Genomic DNA, 13310 nt, shown 5'->3' on the forward strand with positions numbered 1-13310 from the left:
ATGAAAGACAACGACACCCCCACGCCCCGTCGACGGCGCAAGGAGCCGCGCCGCACGGCGGGCCGGCCCGCTTCCAGCAGCGGCGTGGGCAAGGAGAAGATCGTGGAAGCGGCGCTCGCGCTGTTGCGCCACAAGGCGCCGGAGGCGCTGACGGTGGTGGAGGTGGCCAGTGCCGCGAAGGTGGACCCGGCGCTGATCCGCTATTACTTCGGCACGAAGAAGGGCCTGCTGCGGGCCGCAGCGGTGGGCCTGCTGGACGACATCCAGGAACGCAGCCGGCTCGTGCTGGACGAGCCGGGGCCCTTGCGCCACCGCATCCGCACGCGCCTGCAGATGCTGATCGATTCACTGCAGCGCAACCCGCAGTTCATGAATCTGGTGCTCAAGGAGATCTACTCCGATGAAGAGGCGCAGATGGAGGTGGGTGACCTCAACACCGTGGCGAAACGGGGGCTGGCATTGACGCAGTTCGTGCTCAACCCCATCCCCGGCGACAAGCCGGCGCGCGAACTGGATGCGCGCTACCTGCACGTTGCCATCCTGGGGATGTGCACCTTCTTCATGGATGCCCAGCCCATGCTCGCGGTGCTCTTCAAGGAGCGGCCAGGAAGCGATGCCCTGGTGCAGGGCTACATCGAGTTCGCCACCGAGTTGCTGGCGCAGGGCATCGAGGCTAGTCCGTCAGCGAACGGCGGTAAGTCTCGGGCAGGAAGAGCGTGACGCACAGCACCACGACGGACACCGCAGCCAGGTAGGCGGCCGGGGCCAGCTTGGACTGCGTGGCCAGCACGAGGTAGGTGCCGACGAAGGGCGCGGTGCCACCGAAGAGGGTGTACGCCAGGTTGTAGCTGATGGCCGATGCGCTGAACCGCGTCTTGGTCGGGAACAGTTCGAGCAGCGTGATGCCCAGGGGGCCAGCGAACGAGCCCATGCCGATGGCCAGCAGCGATTGCGCCAGCGCCGCGTGGAACAGCGTGCCTTCGCCAGCCAGCATGTAGGCCGGGACGCAGACGATGGCGTTGAAGAGCAGGCTGACCACCATCACCGGCTTGCGCCCCACCTTGTCCGACACGAAACCGCTCGCGATCATCGTGAGGAAGGCGACGGTCATGGCGATGCCGTTGGAGATCAGCGAGTCGCTGCGGCTCATGCCCACGGTGACGGTGAGGTAGGACACGAAGTAGCCTGCCAGTGTGTAGAAGGTGAGGCTGGAGAACGCGGCCAGCGCGAAGCTGAAGCCCATGGCCTTCTTCTGGTCGCGGATGGCGTCCGACACCGGCGTGGTCGAGATTTCCTGCTTGGCGCGCGCCACCTCGAAGGCCGGCGATTCATCGACGCGGTTGCGGATGTACAGGCCCACCAGCGCAAGCGGGCCGCTGATCAGGAAGGGAATGCGCCAGCCCCAGCTCTCGTACACCTCGCTGCCCAGCAGGCTGGTCACGGCCAGGATGATGAGCGCGGCCGCCACGGGCGGCAGGTTGGCGAAGGCGTAGGTGAAGGCCACGTGCAGGCCGCGGCGCCCCGGCGGCGCGTGTTCGGCCACGAAGGAGTTGGAGCCGATGGTCTCGCCCGACGCCGACAGGCCCTGGATCAGGCGCAGCACCACGAGCAGGATGGGCGCCGCGATGCCGATCTGCGCGTAGGTGGGCAGCACGCCGATGCCGACGGTGGCGCCACCCATCATCAGGATGATGGCGGAGAGCACCGCCTTGCGGCCGAAGCGGTCGCCCAGGCTGCCGAAGATGAAGCCGCCGAGGGGGCGCATGACGAAGCCCACGCCGTACACCGCGAAGGCCGAGAGCAGGGCGGTGGCCGGGTCGGTGGTGGGGAAGAACAGCTTGGCGATGATGGTGGCCGAGTAGGCGTAGATCACGAAGTCGTACCACTCGACGAACTGGCCGAGCGATGCCGAATAGAGCACCTTCTTCTGGGATTTCGGTTGCTGGTTGTTCATGTGTTGTTGTCTCCGGAGGAATTGAGGGCGATCTGGTAGCGGCGGTGTTCGAGGCAGGGCAGGTCCTTGCGCACATCGCGCAGGCGCTCGGGCAGCACGTCGACCGTCACGACGCCCTCGGCGGCCGCGATGCCGCCGATCACCAGGCCCGAGGGGTCGATGCCCATGCTCATGCCCACCGAAGTGGGCGGCGGCTGGCACGAGGCCAGCACGTAGCAGGTGTTCTCGATGGCGCGCGCGCGCAGCAGGGTCTCCCAGTGCAGCTCCTTGAGGCTGCCGGCGATCCAGCCCGCGCCGTAGAGCAGCACATCGGCACCCTTGTCCACCGCGATGCGCGAGATTTCGGGGAAGCGCAGGTCGTAGCAGTTGAGGATGGCGAAGCGCACGCCGCCCACGTCGGCCACATACACCTCGTCGTGCGCGGGCTGCAGCTGGCCGTGCCGGTTCTTGTCGGACTCCTTGAAGCTGAACGCATCGTAGAGGTGCAGCTTCTCGTAGCGGCCCTTGAGCTGCCCATCGGCACCCAGGTGCACGAAGGTGTTGCGCGTGCGGTGGCCATCGAGAGGCTCGTACAGGCCCACGAACACGTCGATCGCATTCGCCCTGGCGCTGGCGCTCACCTCGTCGATGAAGCGGGCCGCGTGCTGCCCGGCGAAAGCGACCAGCTCTTCGCGCGAGGACTCGTAGGCGACCATGCTGGCTTCGGGGAAGCAGACAAGCTGAGCGCCGCTGGCGGCGGCGGTCGCGATGTGGCTGCGTATTGTGCGCAAGTTGCTCTCAATGTCGCGCACGCTCTTGAACTGGGAAACGGAGGCTTTCATGAACTCGTGTGGTGGATCTGGTGGGCGTGAATGCTAGTTTTGGCTCCGGGCCCAGTCCAATACCATTTGATCCCTCATTGATAGAATTTCGGCATCAATGAAGAACTACCCCAGCCTGCGGCGGCTTCAGCAGTTCCGCCACCTCAGCGCCACGCTGAACTTCCGCAAGTCGGCCGAAGCGCTGCGCATCGCGCAGCCCGCGCTCAGCCGTTCCATCAAGCTGCTGGAGGAGGAACTGGGCTTCCCGCTCTTCGTGCGCACGACGCGGTCGATGGAGCTGACCCCGGCCGCCGCCCACCTGCTGGCGCAGCTCGATGCGGTGTTCGACGGGCTGAACCAGGCCGTGCGCGAATCGCGCCGCCTGGCAGGCAGTTCGAGCAAGCGCAAGCTGCTGATCGGCTACTCGGCCCAGGCCGCCAACAGCGCCATGCCAGAGCTGCTGTTCAGCTTCGGCGTGGGCTTTCCCGACGTGGAACTCAACCTGTTGCAGGCGCCGTCCGAGCGCCTGTTCGGCGAAATCGTCGCGGGCGATCTGGACGCGGCCTTCCTGCTGCTGCCGGCCACGTTGGCGCCGTCTCCATCGCTGGACCGGGTGCTGGTGGACTCGCAGCCCATCGTGGCCTTGTGCCGCGTGGGCCATCCGCTGGCGCGCAAGCGAAAGCTGCAGTTCAAGGACCTGCAAGACCAGGGCCTGATCATCGGATCGCCCGGTCGCTGGGGCACCTTCCGCGAACTGCTGTTTGCGCTGTTCGATCGCCACGGCTTCAAGCCCCGGGTGGTGTACGAGCCGGACGACACGCCGATCCTGCTGGAGTCGGTGGCGCGCAGCACCCACGTGGCGCTCTACGGCGGCGGCATCGTGGGCAAGCTGCCGGCCAGCATCGTGGCGGTAGCGCTGGCGCACGACGACGCCTGCCTGCAGACCCACCTGCTGTGGCGAACGCCGGCGGAGGGGGCGCTGGCCGAGCTGGTGGACTTCGTTCGCGCCGGCCGAGCGGCCCGGGTCACCGGTCCCGCAGCGCCCTGACCCGAAAGGCCTTATGCTGTCCGCCGAGTTGGCCGGAGGGGCCGACACTTGTTGAAGCTGCCATGAATACTCAGGACCTGGACGTATTGATCGTGGACGACTCGCGGGATGCCGCGGACTCGCTGACCACGCTGATGACCTTGCAGGGGCACCGGGCACAGGCCGCGTACAGCGGCCAGGAAGCGATCGCGGCGGTGGCGCGTTCGCGGCCGCTGTGCGTGCTGCTGGACGTGCACATGCCGGACATGGACGGCCTGGCGCTGGTGCATGCCCTGCGCGAGCAATGCGGCGAGAACCTGGTGCTCATCGCGGTGACGGGGTCCGACGCCGACGACGAGCTGGCGGCGGAAGTGTTCGCCCTGGTGGACTACCACTTCACCAAGCCGGTGTCGGCCGAAGCGCTGGCCAAGGTGCTCAGCGCCTAGACGGCAGGGCCGGCCTCAGCGCGCGTCTTCGGTCTTCAAGGCGCCGCGGATGTTCAGCGCGGCCAGCCCGACCTGCAGGGCGATGAGCGCGTGCGCGCTCACATGCCAACCCCAGGCGATCCACAAGGCATTGCTCGCGAGAAACAGCCAGAAGCCAAGGTGGCGGCGACCGGGGCTGCGAGACGCCACCAGCCAGGAGGCCAGCAGCGTCACCAGCATGGCGGGCCATTGCATGAAATCGAGCCAGTCCATCGCGCTCCCGTGGGGTTGTGGAGTGATGGTGCATGCCTGTTCGGGATTTGACTGTTCGCCACACCACAGAGGCGCTCCGCGCTGAACGGGCGCGGGATGCGGCGGTAAAAAGCGACGGGCGCGACACGATTCAGCAAAATTTGCCGCAAGCCCATGGGGACTTGCTGGTCCTGCGAGCGCCCGTCGCCCTGCGTGCCGGGAATGTCATTTGCTCTCGCAGGGCTTCATCGTGTGAGGCGAGGTGTCCATGTTTGAACTGTCGGCCAACTGGTGGGAATTGCCCGCCCGGGCCGCCATCATCTACGCCGTGCTGCTCGTGCTGATGCGCCTGTCCGGCAAGCGCACCGTGGGGCAGTTCACGCCCTTCGACCTGCTGGTGGTGATGCTGCTGAGCGAGTCGGTGTCGGCCGGGCTCAGTGGTGGCGAAGAGTCGGTGACCGGCGGGTTGCTCGCGGCCACGACCTTGATCGGCCTGAACGTGCTGGTGGCGGTGGTGACCGCTCGCAGCACCCGGCTGCAGGCCCTGGCCGAGGGTGAGCCGGTGCTCATCGGTCGCGACGGTCGGATCCACACCCGCGCCCTGCGACGGCACCATGTGCCGATGCTGGATGTCGAGCGGGCGCTGCGCGAGGCCGATTGCGACCTGAAGGACATGAAGTACGCCTTTCTGGAGGCCGATGGCGGCATCAGCGTGTTGAAGGAATCGTCGGGCGATGTGGCGCAGGAGGGTGGCGATGGGTGAGACCGAACTCCCGCGCAGCCGGCGTGCGCTGCTTCTGATCGACTTCATCAACCCGCTGGACTTTCCGGAGGCCCGCGATCTGGCCGGTCCGGCCCTGCAGGCCGCCAAGGCGGCTCGCCAGCTGGCGCGTGCGGCCCGTGCGCAGGGCATCCCGGTGATCTACGCGAACGACAACTTTGGCCGCTGGCGATCGGACTTTCCCACGCTGGTGGACCGCCTGGCACGAGGCCAGGGGGCCAGCGCGACCATGGCGCGGCTGCTGCGCCCGCACCGCAACGACCTCACCGTGTTGAAGCCGATGCACTCCGCGTTCTTCGGCACGCCGCTGGACATCCTTCTGGACAAGATCGGCGTGCGCTCCCTGGTGATGGCAGGACTGGCGACCGACATCTGCATTCAGCTGACGGCGGCCGATGCCTTTCTGCGCCGCCTGAAGGTGCACGCGCCCGAGGACTGCACGGCGGCCGAGACGCAGGAGAAGAAGGCCGCCGCCCTGGCTTATCTGCGCGACATCCTGAAGTGCGACACGCGCCCCTGGCGGCGGCTGGGCTGGCACCGAGCGTAGGGCGCGGGCACGCGTTTTGCCCAAAGGAGTTCGCGTGCGATCCAGCGCGATCGCCGCAATCCCTTCAACACATGCAGGAGCAACGACATGGCATCGACCAACCAGGGCCAGCAAGCCCAACAGCAGGACCAGCAAGGCCGCAACCAGCAGCAACAGGGCCAACAGGGCCAACAGGGCCAGAACCAGCAAGGGCAGAACCAGGGCCAGCGCCAAGGCCAGCAGGGTGAACAGGGCAACAACCCCGCAGGGCAGCGCGAACAGAGCAACCCTGGCGGCTCCGATCAGCAGGGCCGCAAGGAAATCAACCCGTCCCAGCAAGGGCAGAACGACGACAGCCGCCGCCCGGGCGACAGCAACGCCACGTGATGGCCGAGGCGGCAGCCCCACCCCGCTGCGCGATGCACGGGACAGGGCTGTGCCTCGCACGATCCAAACAAGCATTTGAACCCCACCGAATCAGGAGATTTCCATGGCCACCACCCGCACCGAAGCCGACGCCTGCACGCTGTTGGACACCGACCACAAAGCGGTCAAGAAGCTGTTCAAGGCCTACGACGAACTCGCGCAGTCCAAGGCGCGCGGCGTCGATCAGAAGAAACTGGAACTCGCGCGCGAGATCTGCCAGGAATTGACCGTGCACGCCACCATTGAGGAAGAAATCTTCTACCCTGCTCTGCGCGAGGCCTTGAAGGAGACCGATGTGCTGGCCGAGGCCGAGGTGGAGCACGCGGGGGCCAAGGACCTCATTGCGCAGATCGAAGCGATGGAAGTGGCCGATGAGATGTTCGACGCCAAGGTGAAGGTGCTCGGCGAGTACATCGATCACCACGTCAAGGAAGAGCGAAACCAGATCTTTCCCAAGGCCCGGGCTGCGCGTGGGTTGGACCTGATCGCGATGCGGGATGAACTGCAAGCCCGCAAGGACGCCCTGATGGGCGTGGAAATGGCCTGACGGCCCGTCGCATCACGAACCCTTGGAAGATCCACCATGGCGACAACAAAAAAACCCTTTCTCACCAAGCCAACCCAGTCGGACAGCGCGACCAGAGCGGCCGCGCGCAACACGGACAGTGGACCTTCCAAGGTCGTGCCGGCCGACGACCCGGCCACCACCAAGGCGGTCCAGGCCGGTCAGCTTGCCGAAGGCATGCCGTTCAACCCCAACAAGGCCGGCGAGCACGGCTTTGACAACGGCTTGGCCGTGGCGGCTGGGGCCACGGTGGAGCCGGCGTCCCGGCTGCCCACGGGCAGCACCCTGTCGGAGGAGAATCACTCGGAGAAGACCGGCAGCGTCGCGGCCGAAGGGATCAACTGGGCCATCGAGCCGTTGGACCGCGTGCGCGTGGACTCGTCGGGCCAGGTGCTCACGACCAACCAGGGCGTGCCCATCGCGGACAACCAGAACTCGCTGAAGTACGGGGTGCGAGGCCCGGCGCTGCTGGAAGATTTCATCCTGCGCGAGAAGATCACGCATTTCGACCACGAGCGCATTCCCGAGCGCATCGTGCACGCGCGGGGCTCGGGCGCCCATGGCTACTTCGAGTGTTACGACGCCCTGACCGACATCACCAAGGCCGCGCCCTTCCAGGAAGCCGGCAAGGTCACACCGGTGTTCGTGCGCTTCTCCACCGTGCAGGGTGAACGCGGATCGAAAGACACCGCGCGCGACGTGCGAGGCTTTGCGGTGAAGTTCTACACCGACGAAGGCAACTGGGACCTGGTGGGCAACAACATGCCCGTCTTCTTCATCCAGGACGCGATGAAGTTCCCAGACCTGGTACACGCCGTGAAACCCGAACCGCACCACCAGATGCCGCAGGCGGCCAGCGCGCACGACACCTTCTGGGACTTCGTGTCCCTCATGCCCGAGTCGACCCACATGCTGATGTGGGCGATGTCCGACCGCGGCATCCCGCGCAGCTACGCCACCATGCAGGGCTTTGGCGTGCACACCTTCCGCATGGTCAACGCCGAAGGCGACTCGGTGTTCGTGAAGTTCCACTGGAACCCGGTGTACGGCACGCACTCGCTGGTCTGGGATGAGGCCGTCAAGATATCCGGTGCCGACCCCGATTACCACCGGCGCGACCTGTGGGAACGCATCGAGGCGGGCGCCTTCCCCGAGTGGGAGCTGGGCCTGCAGATATTCACCGAGGAGCAGGCCGAAGGCTTCAGCTTCGACGTGCTGGACCCGACCAAGATCGTGCCCGAGGAGCTGGTGCCGGTGCGCCCGGTGGGCCGCATGGTGCTCAACCGCAACCCGGACAACTTCTTCGCCGAGACCGAGCAAGTTGCTTTCTGTGCCGCGCACATCGTGCCGGGGCTGGACTTCTCGAACGACCCGCTGCTCGCCGGCCGCATCCATTCCTATGTGGATACGCAGATCAGCCGCCTGGGCGGGCCCAACTTCCATGAGATCCCGATCAACTCGCCCCTGGCGCCCGTGCACAACAACCAGCGCGACGGCATGCACCGGCAGGCCATTCACCGCGGGCGCGTGAGCTACGAACCCAATTCACTGGGCGGTGGCTGCCCGTTCCAGGCGGGTGCCGCGCAAGGCTTCGTGTCGGTGCCGGCGCGCATCCAGGCCAAGGAAGAGCAAGGCAAGGTCCGCGCCAAGCCCGAGAAGTTCGCCGACCACTACACGCAGGCCACGCTGTTCTTCGAAAGCCAGAGCCCGATCGAGCAGGCCCACATCGCGGCGGCCTTCCGTTTCGAACTCTCCAAGGTGACGGTGCCCGCGATCCGCGAGCGCATGGTGTCCTCCCTGCGCAATGCCTCCGAGGCCCTGGCGGCGCAGGTCGCCGAAGGTCTGGGCATGTCGCCGCTGCCGCCGCCCATGCCGCGCGCGCTCGACAACCCGGCCCAACCCGAGGTGAGCCACTCGCCCGCGCTCTCGCTGCTCGCGCGGCCTGGCGATGGTTCGATCAAGGGCCGCAAGGTGGCGATGCTGGTAGCCGATGGCGTGAACGGCCAGAGCGCGGTGGATGTGCACGCGATGCTGTTCGCACAGGGCGCGGTACCGCGTTTCGTGGCGCCGCGCATCGGCCCGGTGAAAACCGCGGACGGTGTCGCGATCGACGCCGATGCCTCACTGGAGAACGAACCCGGTTTCCTGTTCGATGCGCTGGTGCTGCCCGACGGCGACGAGGGTGTTCGCACGCTCTCGCTCGATGGCCACACGATGGAATTCATCAAGGACCAGTACCGACACTGCAAAGCCATCCTGGTGCTGCCTGCGTCGGCCACGCTGCTGGAGGCGGCGGGTGCGTCCGCCACATTGCCTTCGGGCGAAGCCGATCCGGGCGTGGTACAGGGTGGCGATGTGGAGACGTTCATCGCCGCCGTGGCCAGGCACCGCCATCCCGAGCGCGAGACAGACCCACCTCGGGTTTGATGAAGCCTCAGCGCTCGCCGACCAGCGCTTTCACCGCTTCGCCCAGCTCGATCACCGCCAGCGCGTAGTAGCTGCTCCAGTTGTAGCGCGTCACCACGTAGAAGTTTTCGGTGCCGGCGATGTAGCTGGACGGCGCGCCGGCGTTCTGCAGTTCCACCAGCGCGAGCTGGCCGGGGTGCTGCAGCGCCGGGCCTTCGAGCAGCGCGCCCTTGGCGGTGAAGCTCTGCACGCCGAAGCTGGGCAGGATGTCGGGCGCGAGCAGGGTCTCGAAATCTTCCCTGCTCTGGTTCGGGTCGAAGCGCACTGGGTAGTGCGTGGGCATGCCGGGCTGCCAGCCGAAGGCCTTGAAGTAGTTGGCCACGGAGCCGATGACGTCGGCCTGGTTGTTGAAGAGATCGACCTTGCCGTCGGCGTCGAAGTCGATCGCGTACTTCACCCAGCTGCTGGGCATGAACTGCGGCCAGCCCATGGCGCCGGCGTAGCTGCCAAGGTACGTCAGCGGGTCGGTGGCGGTGCGTTCGGTGAGGCTGAGGAACTGTTCGAGTTCGCTGCGGAAGAACTCGGTGCGCGCGGCGGCGCGCGGGTGGCTGGCCGGGAAGTCGAAGGCCAGGGTGGTGAGCGCGTCGATGACGCGGAAATTGCCGGTGTGCTGGCCGTACAGCGTTTCCACACCGATCACGCCCACGATGAGGCTGGCGGGCACGCCGAACTCGCTCTCGGCCCGGGCCAGGGTCTCGCGGTTGGCCTCCCAGAAGCGCTGGCCGGCGCGCAGGCGCACGGGCTCGATGAAGCGGGCGCGGTAGGCGGCCCAGTTCTTGGGCACGCCGCTGGGCGCGGGCTGCATGAGTCGGATGACGGTGGGGATGCGCTGGGCCGCACCGATTTGCTGGCGCACCCAGGCCGGGTCGAGGTTGCGGCGCTCGGCAAGGTCGGTGGCGAAGGCCATGGCGGCCGAGCTTTGCGCGTAGCTGTAGGCGGGGGCCTTGGCCGGGCTGGCCGGTCGCGCCTTCGCAGGCGACTGGGCCAGGGCGCTGGCGTTCAGGCACAGGGCCAGGGCGGACGAGGAGAGGAGGCAGGCGAGGGCGTTCAACGGGGGTCTTTTCGGGGCCAGGCCAGCTGCCGGAATTCGGTTTGCAGCGTGGCCAGGGTGGGGATGTCGGCGGCGCCCGGGCGGCCGTACCGCTGGGCTTCGAGTTGCAGCAGCCATTGTGCAACGCGCAGCGCCGCGTCCGAGGCGCCCCAGTGCTGTTGCACGCGCTGGGCGAGCTCGCGCGGGGGCGTGCGGTCGCTGCTGTCCAGGCCTTGCGCCTTGAGGCGCGCGCGGGCACGCTGCAGCAGGCGCAGCCAGGGGTCGTGCTGCTGGCGCTCCCACAGCGTCCAGGCCGCGCCGATCAGGCTCACCAGCACCACCACGCCGATCAGCACGTAGGCCAGGTCAGCCCAGCTGGGCGAGCGAAAGCCCAGGTTCTTGAGCAGGTCGAGCTGGCGGCCCTGGGTGTAGTTCAGCACCCACTGGTTCCAGCTGTTGTTCATCGCCTCCCAGGCCGCGCGCAGCTGGGCGGCGATGTTGGGGTTGAGGTTGCGGATGGCGCCGGCGAGAGCGCCTTCGGGCGCGCTCAGCCGCTGCAGCGAGCCGACGCGCCCGGGCGCAACCGCCGCGGTGGGGTCCACGCGCACCCAGCCCTGGCCGGCCTGCCAGACCTCGGCCCAGGCGTGGGCGTCGCGCTGGCGCACGGTCCAGTAGCCGTCGACGCTGTTCATCTCGCCGCCCTGGTAGCCGGTCACGATGCGAGCGGGAATGTCGAGTGCGCGCATGAGGATGACGAAGCTGCTGGCGATGTGTTCGCAGAAGCCCTGGCGGCGGTCGAACCAGAATTCGTCGGCGGTGTGCTGGCCGTACACGCCGGGCTCGAGCGTGTAGAGGTAGCCGCCGGTGCGCAGGCGCTCCAGCACCGCCGCCACGAGCCGCGGCGTGGCGTCGGGTCCTGTGCCGTGTTCGCGGCGCAGCAGCTGGGCGAGTTCGAGCGTGCGCGGGTTGTTGCCGGGCGGCAGCGCCACGTGTTCCCGCAGGGCGGGTGTGGCGGCCAGCGGACCGTGGCGGAACGTGGTGTGGCTCACGGCGCTGAAACGCACCAGGCTGCCCATGGGGCGGTCGGTGAGCCATTGCAGTTCGCTGGTCATGCGCACGCGCACGTCGGGCAGTTCGGGCGCCTGCGTGGCGGCTTCCAGCAGGAACAGCCAGGGCCGGCGGTGCGGCTCCATGGTCACTTCGTAGCGCACGGGTTGGCCCGAGACCGCGAGTTCGCTTGCCAAGGCCTGGCGCGCCGGGAATTCGGCGCGCGCGGGGCGCCATTCCACGCCATCGAAGGCGCTGAGCACGGGGCCGCGGAAGTACAGCTGGCTTTGCGGCGGCGGGGCGCCCTCGAAGCGCAGGCGCAGGGCGATGCTGTCGTCCAGCACCAGTTCGGCGATCTGGCCCACGCGCATCGTGCTGGACAGGCCGCTGCGTCCCCGGTCGTCGGCGGGCACGCCCCACAGCGGCGAGAGGCGCGGGAACAGCAGGAACAGCACCAGCATGATGGGCGCACCCAGGGCCGCCATGCCCATGGCGATGCGCGCGGCCTGCGCCAGCGGCGGCCGCCCCACCGGCATGTGGGCGTTCACCAGCGCGGTGAGCAGGCCCAGCAGCGCGATCAGGATGCCCGCCGCCGTGAGCAGCGACTGCGAGTAGAAGAAGTGCGTGAGCAGCGTGAAGAAGGCCAGGAAGAACACCACGAAGGCGTCGCGGCGCGCGCGCATCTCCAGCGTCTTGAGCGAGAGCAACACCACCACGAGCGTGACGCCCGCGTCCTGGCCCAGGAGGGTGCGGTGGGTGGCCCAGGTGGCCGCGAGTGTGAGAGCCAGCAGCCCCAGCCGCCACGGCCAGCCGGGCAGCGGCAGGCCCCGCAGCGCGAGGGTGGCGCGCCACACCAGCACGCCCGCCGTGAGCGCGCTGCACCACCAGGGGATGTGGGCGACCTGCATCGCGACCACCCAGCCGACCACGGCGAGCAGGAACAGCGTGTCGCGCGTCTCGCGGGGCAGAGAAGACAGTGAGACGGCCGCCATATTCATGCCAGTGCCAGCGCCTCCAGGCAGCGCGCGCGGTGCACCGGACCCTGGTCGGGTGCGATCTCGCGGCCGGGCACGCGCAGGCCGTAGTCCAGCCCCAGGCGGTCCGCCATCAGCACCCAGGCCGTCAGGCGCGAGAGGCGTGCCTCCAGGTCGCTGTGGCCGCACTGGGCGTGGTCCAGCCAGAGCTGCTGGCGCTGGGTGGACAGCGCATCGCGGCTCACGAGTTCGTCGCGCCCGGCCGCGAAGGCCTGGGCAGCCTTCTTCCATACCACAGCCTTGATGGGGTCGCCCCGGCGGTAGGCGCGCACGCCGTCGAACTCGCCCGTGCTCTGCACGCGCGCGCTGCCCGAACTGCCGGCCTGGGGTTCGCCCGGCGGCAGCGGCGGCGGGTGGCTTTCGGGCTCGGGGTAGACCAGCACGGGGGCGGCCGGGCGCCACACCGTCCACACGCGGAAGGTGCCCAGCGGGAACAGCGTGAGCGCGGTGAGGGCCGGCAGCGCATGCAGGCCGCGCCCGGGCACCGGCCAGGCCACCTGCAGCGTGGTGCTGCCCTGCGCGGGCACGTCCGTCCAGGCCAGAGGGGCGTGCGCCAGATCGGCGCCGATCACGCCCAGACCCAGGCCGTAGCGGATGCGAGGGCGCTCGCTGGTGAGGCGGATGTCCAGCGCGGCGGCCTGGCCGGCGTGCACCGGGTCGGGTGGGGTCAGGTGCAGGGTGGTGCCGCGCAGGTTGCCGTGGCACACGTGCATGCCCACTACCGCGCTGCCCGCGAGAAGGAAGGTGAGCAGGTAGCCCAGGTTGAGCTGGTAGTTGATGCTGGCCACGAGCAGCAGCAGCAGCGTGAGCGCGAGCATCCAGCCCGCCCGCGTGGGCAGGATGTAGACGTTGCGCTGGGTCAGCGTGAGGGTGTCGCGCCGCGGCAGGCGGTTGTGCCACCAGGTTTGCAGACGGGTGCGCGGGTTCCATCCAGAGATGCCGAGGAACCGGCTTTGCCGGGCCTCAGGCATCGCCCC

At 68.2% G+C, this 13310-nt stretch carries 14 protein-coding genes; 8 read left to right on the forward strand and 6 right to left on the reverse strand.

Features of this window, described 5'->3' with window-relative positions; translation table 11 throughout:
- Entirely contained in the window at window positions 1-720 is a 720-nt protein-coding gene (locus ACODTB_RS06085) for a TetR/AcrR family transcriptional regulator (protein ID WP_488929165.1), read from the forward strand.
- Here the strand turns inward: ACODTB_RS06085 and ACODTB_RS06090 are convergent.
- Both ACODTB_RS06090 and ACODTB_RS06095 read right to left on the reverse strand, forming a co-directional pair.
- Window positions 674-1954, reverse strand: a complete 1281-nt coding sequence (locus ACODTB_RS06090) for an MFS transporter (protein WP_291115147.1) — start codon at window positions 1952-1954, stop codon at window positions 674-676. The two genes, ACODTB_RS06085 and ACODTB_RS06090, sit on opposite strands and share 47 nt — an antisense overlap.
- Entirely contained in the window at window positions 1951-2775 is an 825-nt protein-coding gene (locus tag ACODTB_RS06095; protein WP_291115145.1) for a carbon-nitrogen hydrolase family protein, read from the reverse strand. Before ACODTB_RS06095 ends, ACODTB_RS06090 begins: the two co-directional genes overlap by 4 nt.
- Before the next feature lie 97 nt (window positions 2776-2872).
- On the opposite strand from ACODTB_RS06095, the gene ACODTB_RS06100 reads away from it, so the two are divergent.
- Both ACODTB_RS06100 and ACODTB_RS06105 read left to right on the forward strand, forming a co-directional pair.
- Window positions 2873-3802: a LysR family transcriptional regulator gene (locus ACODTB_RS06100; RefSeq protein ID WP_291115143.1), complete on the forward strand. Its 930-nt coding sequence runs from the start codon at window positions 2873-2875 to the stop codon at window positions 3800-3802.
- Between the two features lie 62 nt (window positions 3803-3864).
- Entirely contained in the window at window positions 3865-4227 is a 363-nt protein-coding gene (locus tag ACODTB_RS06105; protein ID WP_291115141.1) for a response regulator, read from the forward strand.
- 15 nt (window positions 4228-4242) lie between these two features.
- Here ACODTB_RS06105 and ACODTB_RS06110 read toward each other — a convergent pair whose 3' ends face one another.
- Window positions 4243-4479 (reverse strand): hypothetical protein, encoded by a 237-nt coding sequence (locus ACODTB_RS06110; protein WP_291115139.1) that lies wholly within the window; start codon window positions 4477-4479, stop codon window positions 4243-4245.
- Window positions 4480-4726: 247 nt separating this feature from the next.
- Between ACODTB_RS06110 and ACODTB_RS06115 the strand changes: the two genes are divergently transcribed.
- The 5 genes from ACODTB_RS06115 (at window position 4727) to ACODTB_RS06135 (ending at window position 9183) form a co-directional block, all read left to right on the forward strand.
- Window positions 4727-5221, forward strand: a complete 495-nt coding sequence (locus ACODTB_RS06115; protein WP_291115137.1) for a DUF421 domain-containing protein — start codon at window positions 4727-4729, stop codon at window positions 5219-5221.
- Window positions 5214-5786 (forward strand): cysteine hydrolase family protein, encoded by a 573-nt coding sequence (locus tag ACODTB_RS06120; protein ID WP_291115135.1) that lies wholly within the window; start codon window positions 5214-5216, stop codon window positions 5784-5786. The genes ACODTB_RS06115 and ACODTB_RS06120 overlap by 8 nt, the downstream gene beginning before the upstream one ends.
- An 87-nt stretch (window positions 5787-5873) precedes the next feature.
- The gene (locus ACODTB_RS06125; RefSeq protein ID WP_291115133.1) at window positions 5874-6152 is read left to right on the forward strand and encodes a hypothetical protein; all 279 of its coding nucleotides are present in this window, start codon (window positions 5874-5876) and stop codon (window positions 6150-6152) included.
- A gap of 103 nt (window positions 6153-6255) precedes the next feature.
- Window positions 6256-6738, forward strand: coding sequence for a hemerythrin domain-containing protein (locus tag ACODTB_RS06130; RefSeq protein ID WP_291115131.1), 483 nt, complete (start codon window positions 6256-6258; stop codon window positions 6736-6738).
- A gap of 36 nt (window positions 6739-6774) precedes the next feature.
- Window positions 6775-9183 (forward strand): catalase, encoded by a 2409-nt coding sequence (locus ACODTB_RS06135; RefSeq protein ID WP_291115130.1) that lies wholly within the window; start codon window positions 6775-6777, stop codon window positions 9181-9183.
- Window positions 9184-9190: 7 nt separating this feature from the next.
- Here ACODTB_RS06135 and mltB read toward each other — a convergent pair whose 3' ends face one another.
- Genes mltB through ACODTB_RS06150 form a run of 3 tightly spaced genes read right to left on the reverse strand, consistent with a single transcriptional unit; the run spans window position 9191 to window position 13304 of the window.
- Window positions 9191-10273 (reverse strand): lytic murein transglycosylase B, encoded by a 1083-nt coding sequence (gene mltB / locus ACODTB_RS06140; RefSeq protein ID WP_488929166.1) that lies wholly within the window; start codon window positions 10271-10273, stop codon window positions 9191-9193.
- On the reverse strand, window positions 10270-12297 hold the full coding sequence (locus ACODTB_RS06145) for a transglutaminase TgpA family protein (RefSeq protein WP_488929167.1): 2028 nt from the start codon (window positions 12295-12297) through the stop codon (window positions 10270-10272). Before ACODTB_RS06145 ends, mltB begins: the two co-directional genes overlap by 4 nt.
- Window positions 12294-13304, reverse strand: a complete 1011-nt coding sequence (locus ACODTB_RS06150) for a DUF58 domain-containing protein (RefSeq protein WP_291115126.1) — start codon at window positions 13302-13304, stop codon at window positions 12294-12296. The genes ACODTB_RS06145 and ACODTB_RS06150 overlap by 4 nt, the downstream gene beginning before the upstream one ends.
- Window positions 13305-13310 lie beyond the last annotated feature (6 nt).

This window comes from Hydrogenophaga sp. FG152 (assembly GCF_057809615.1).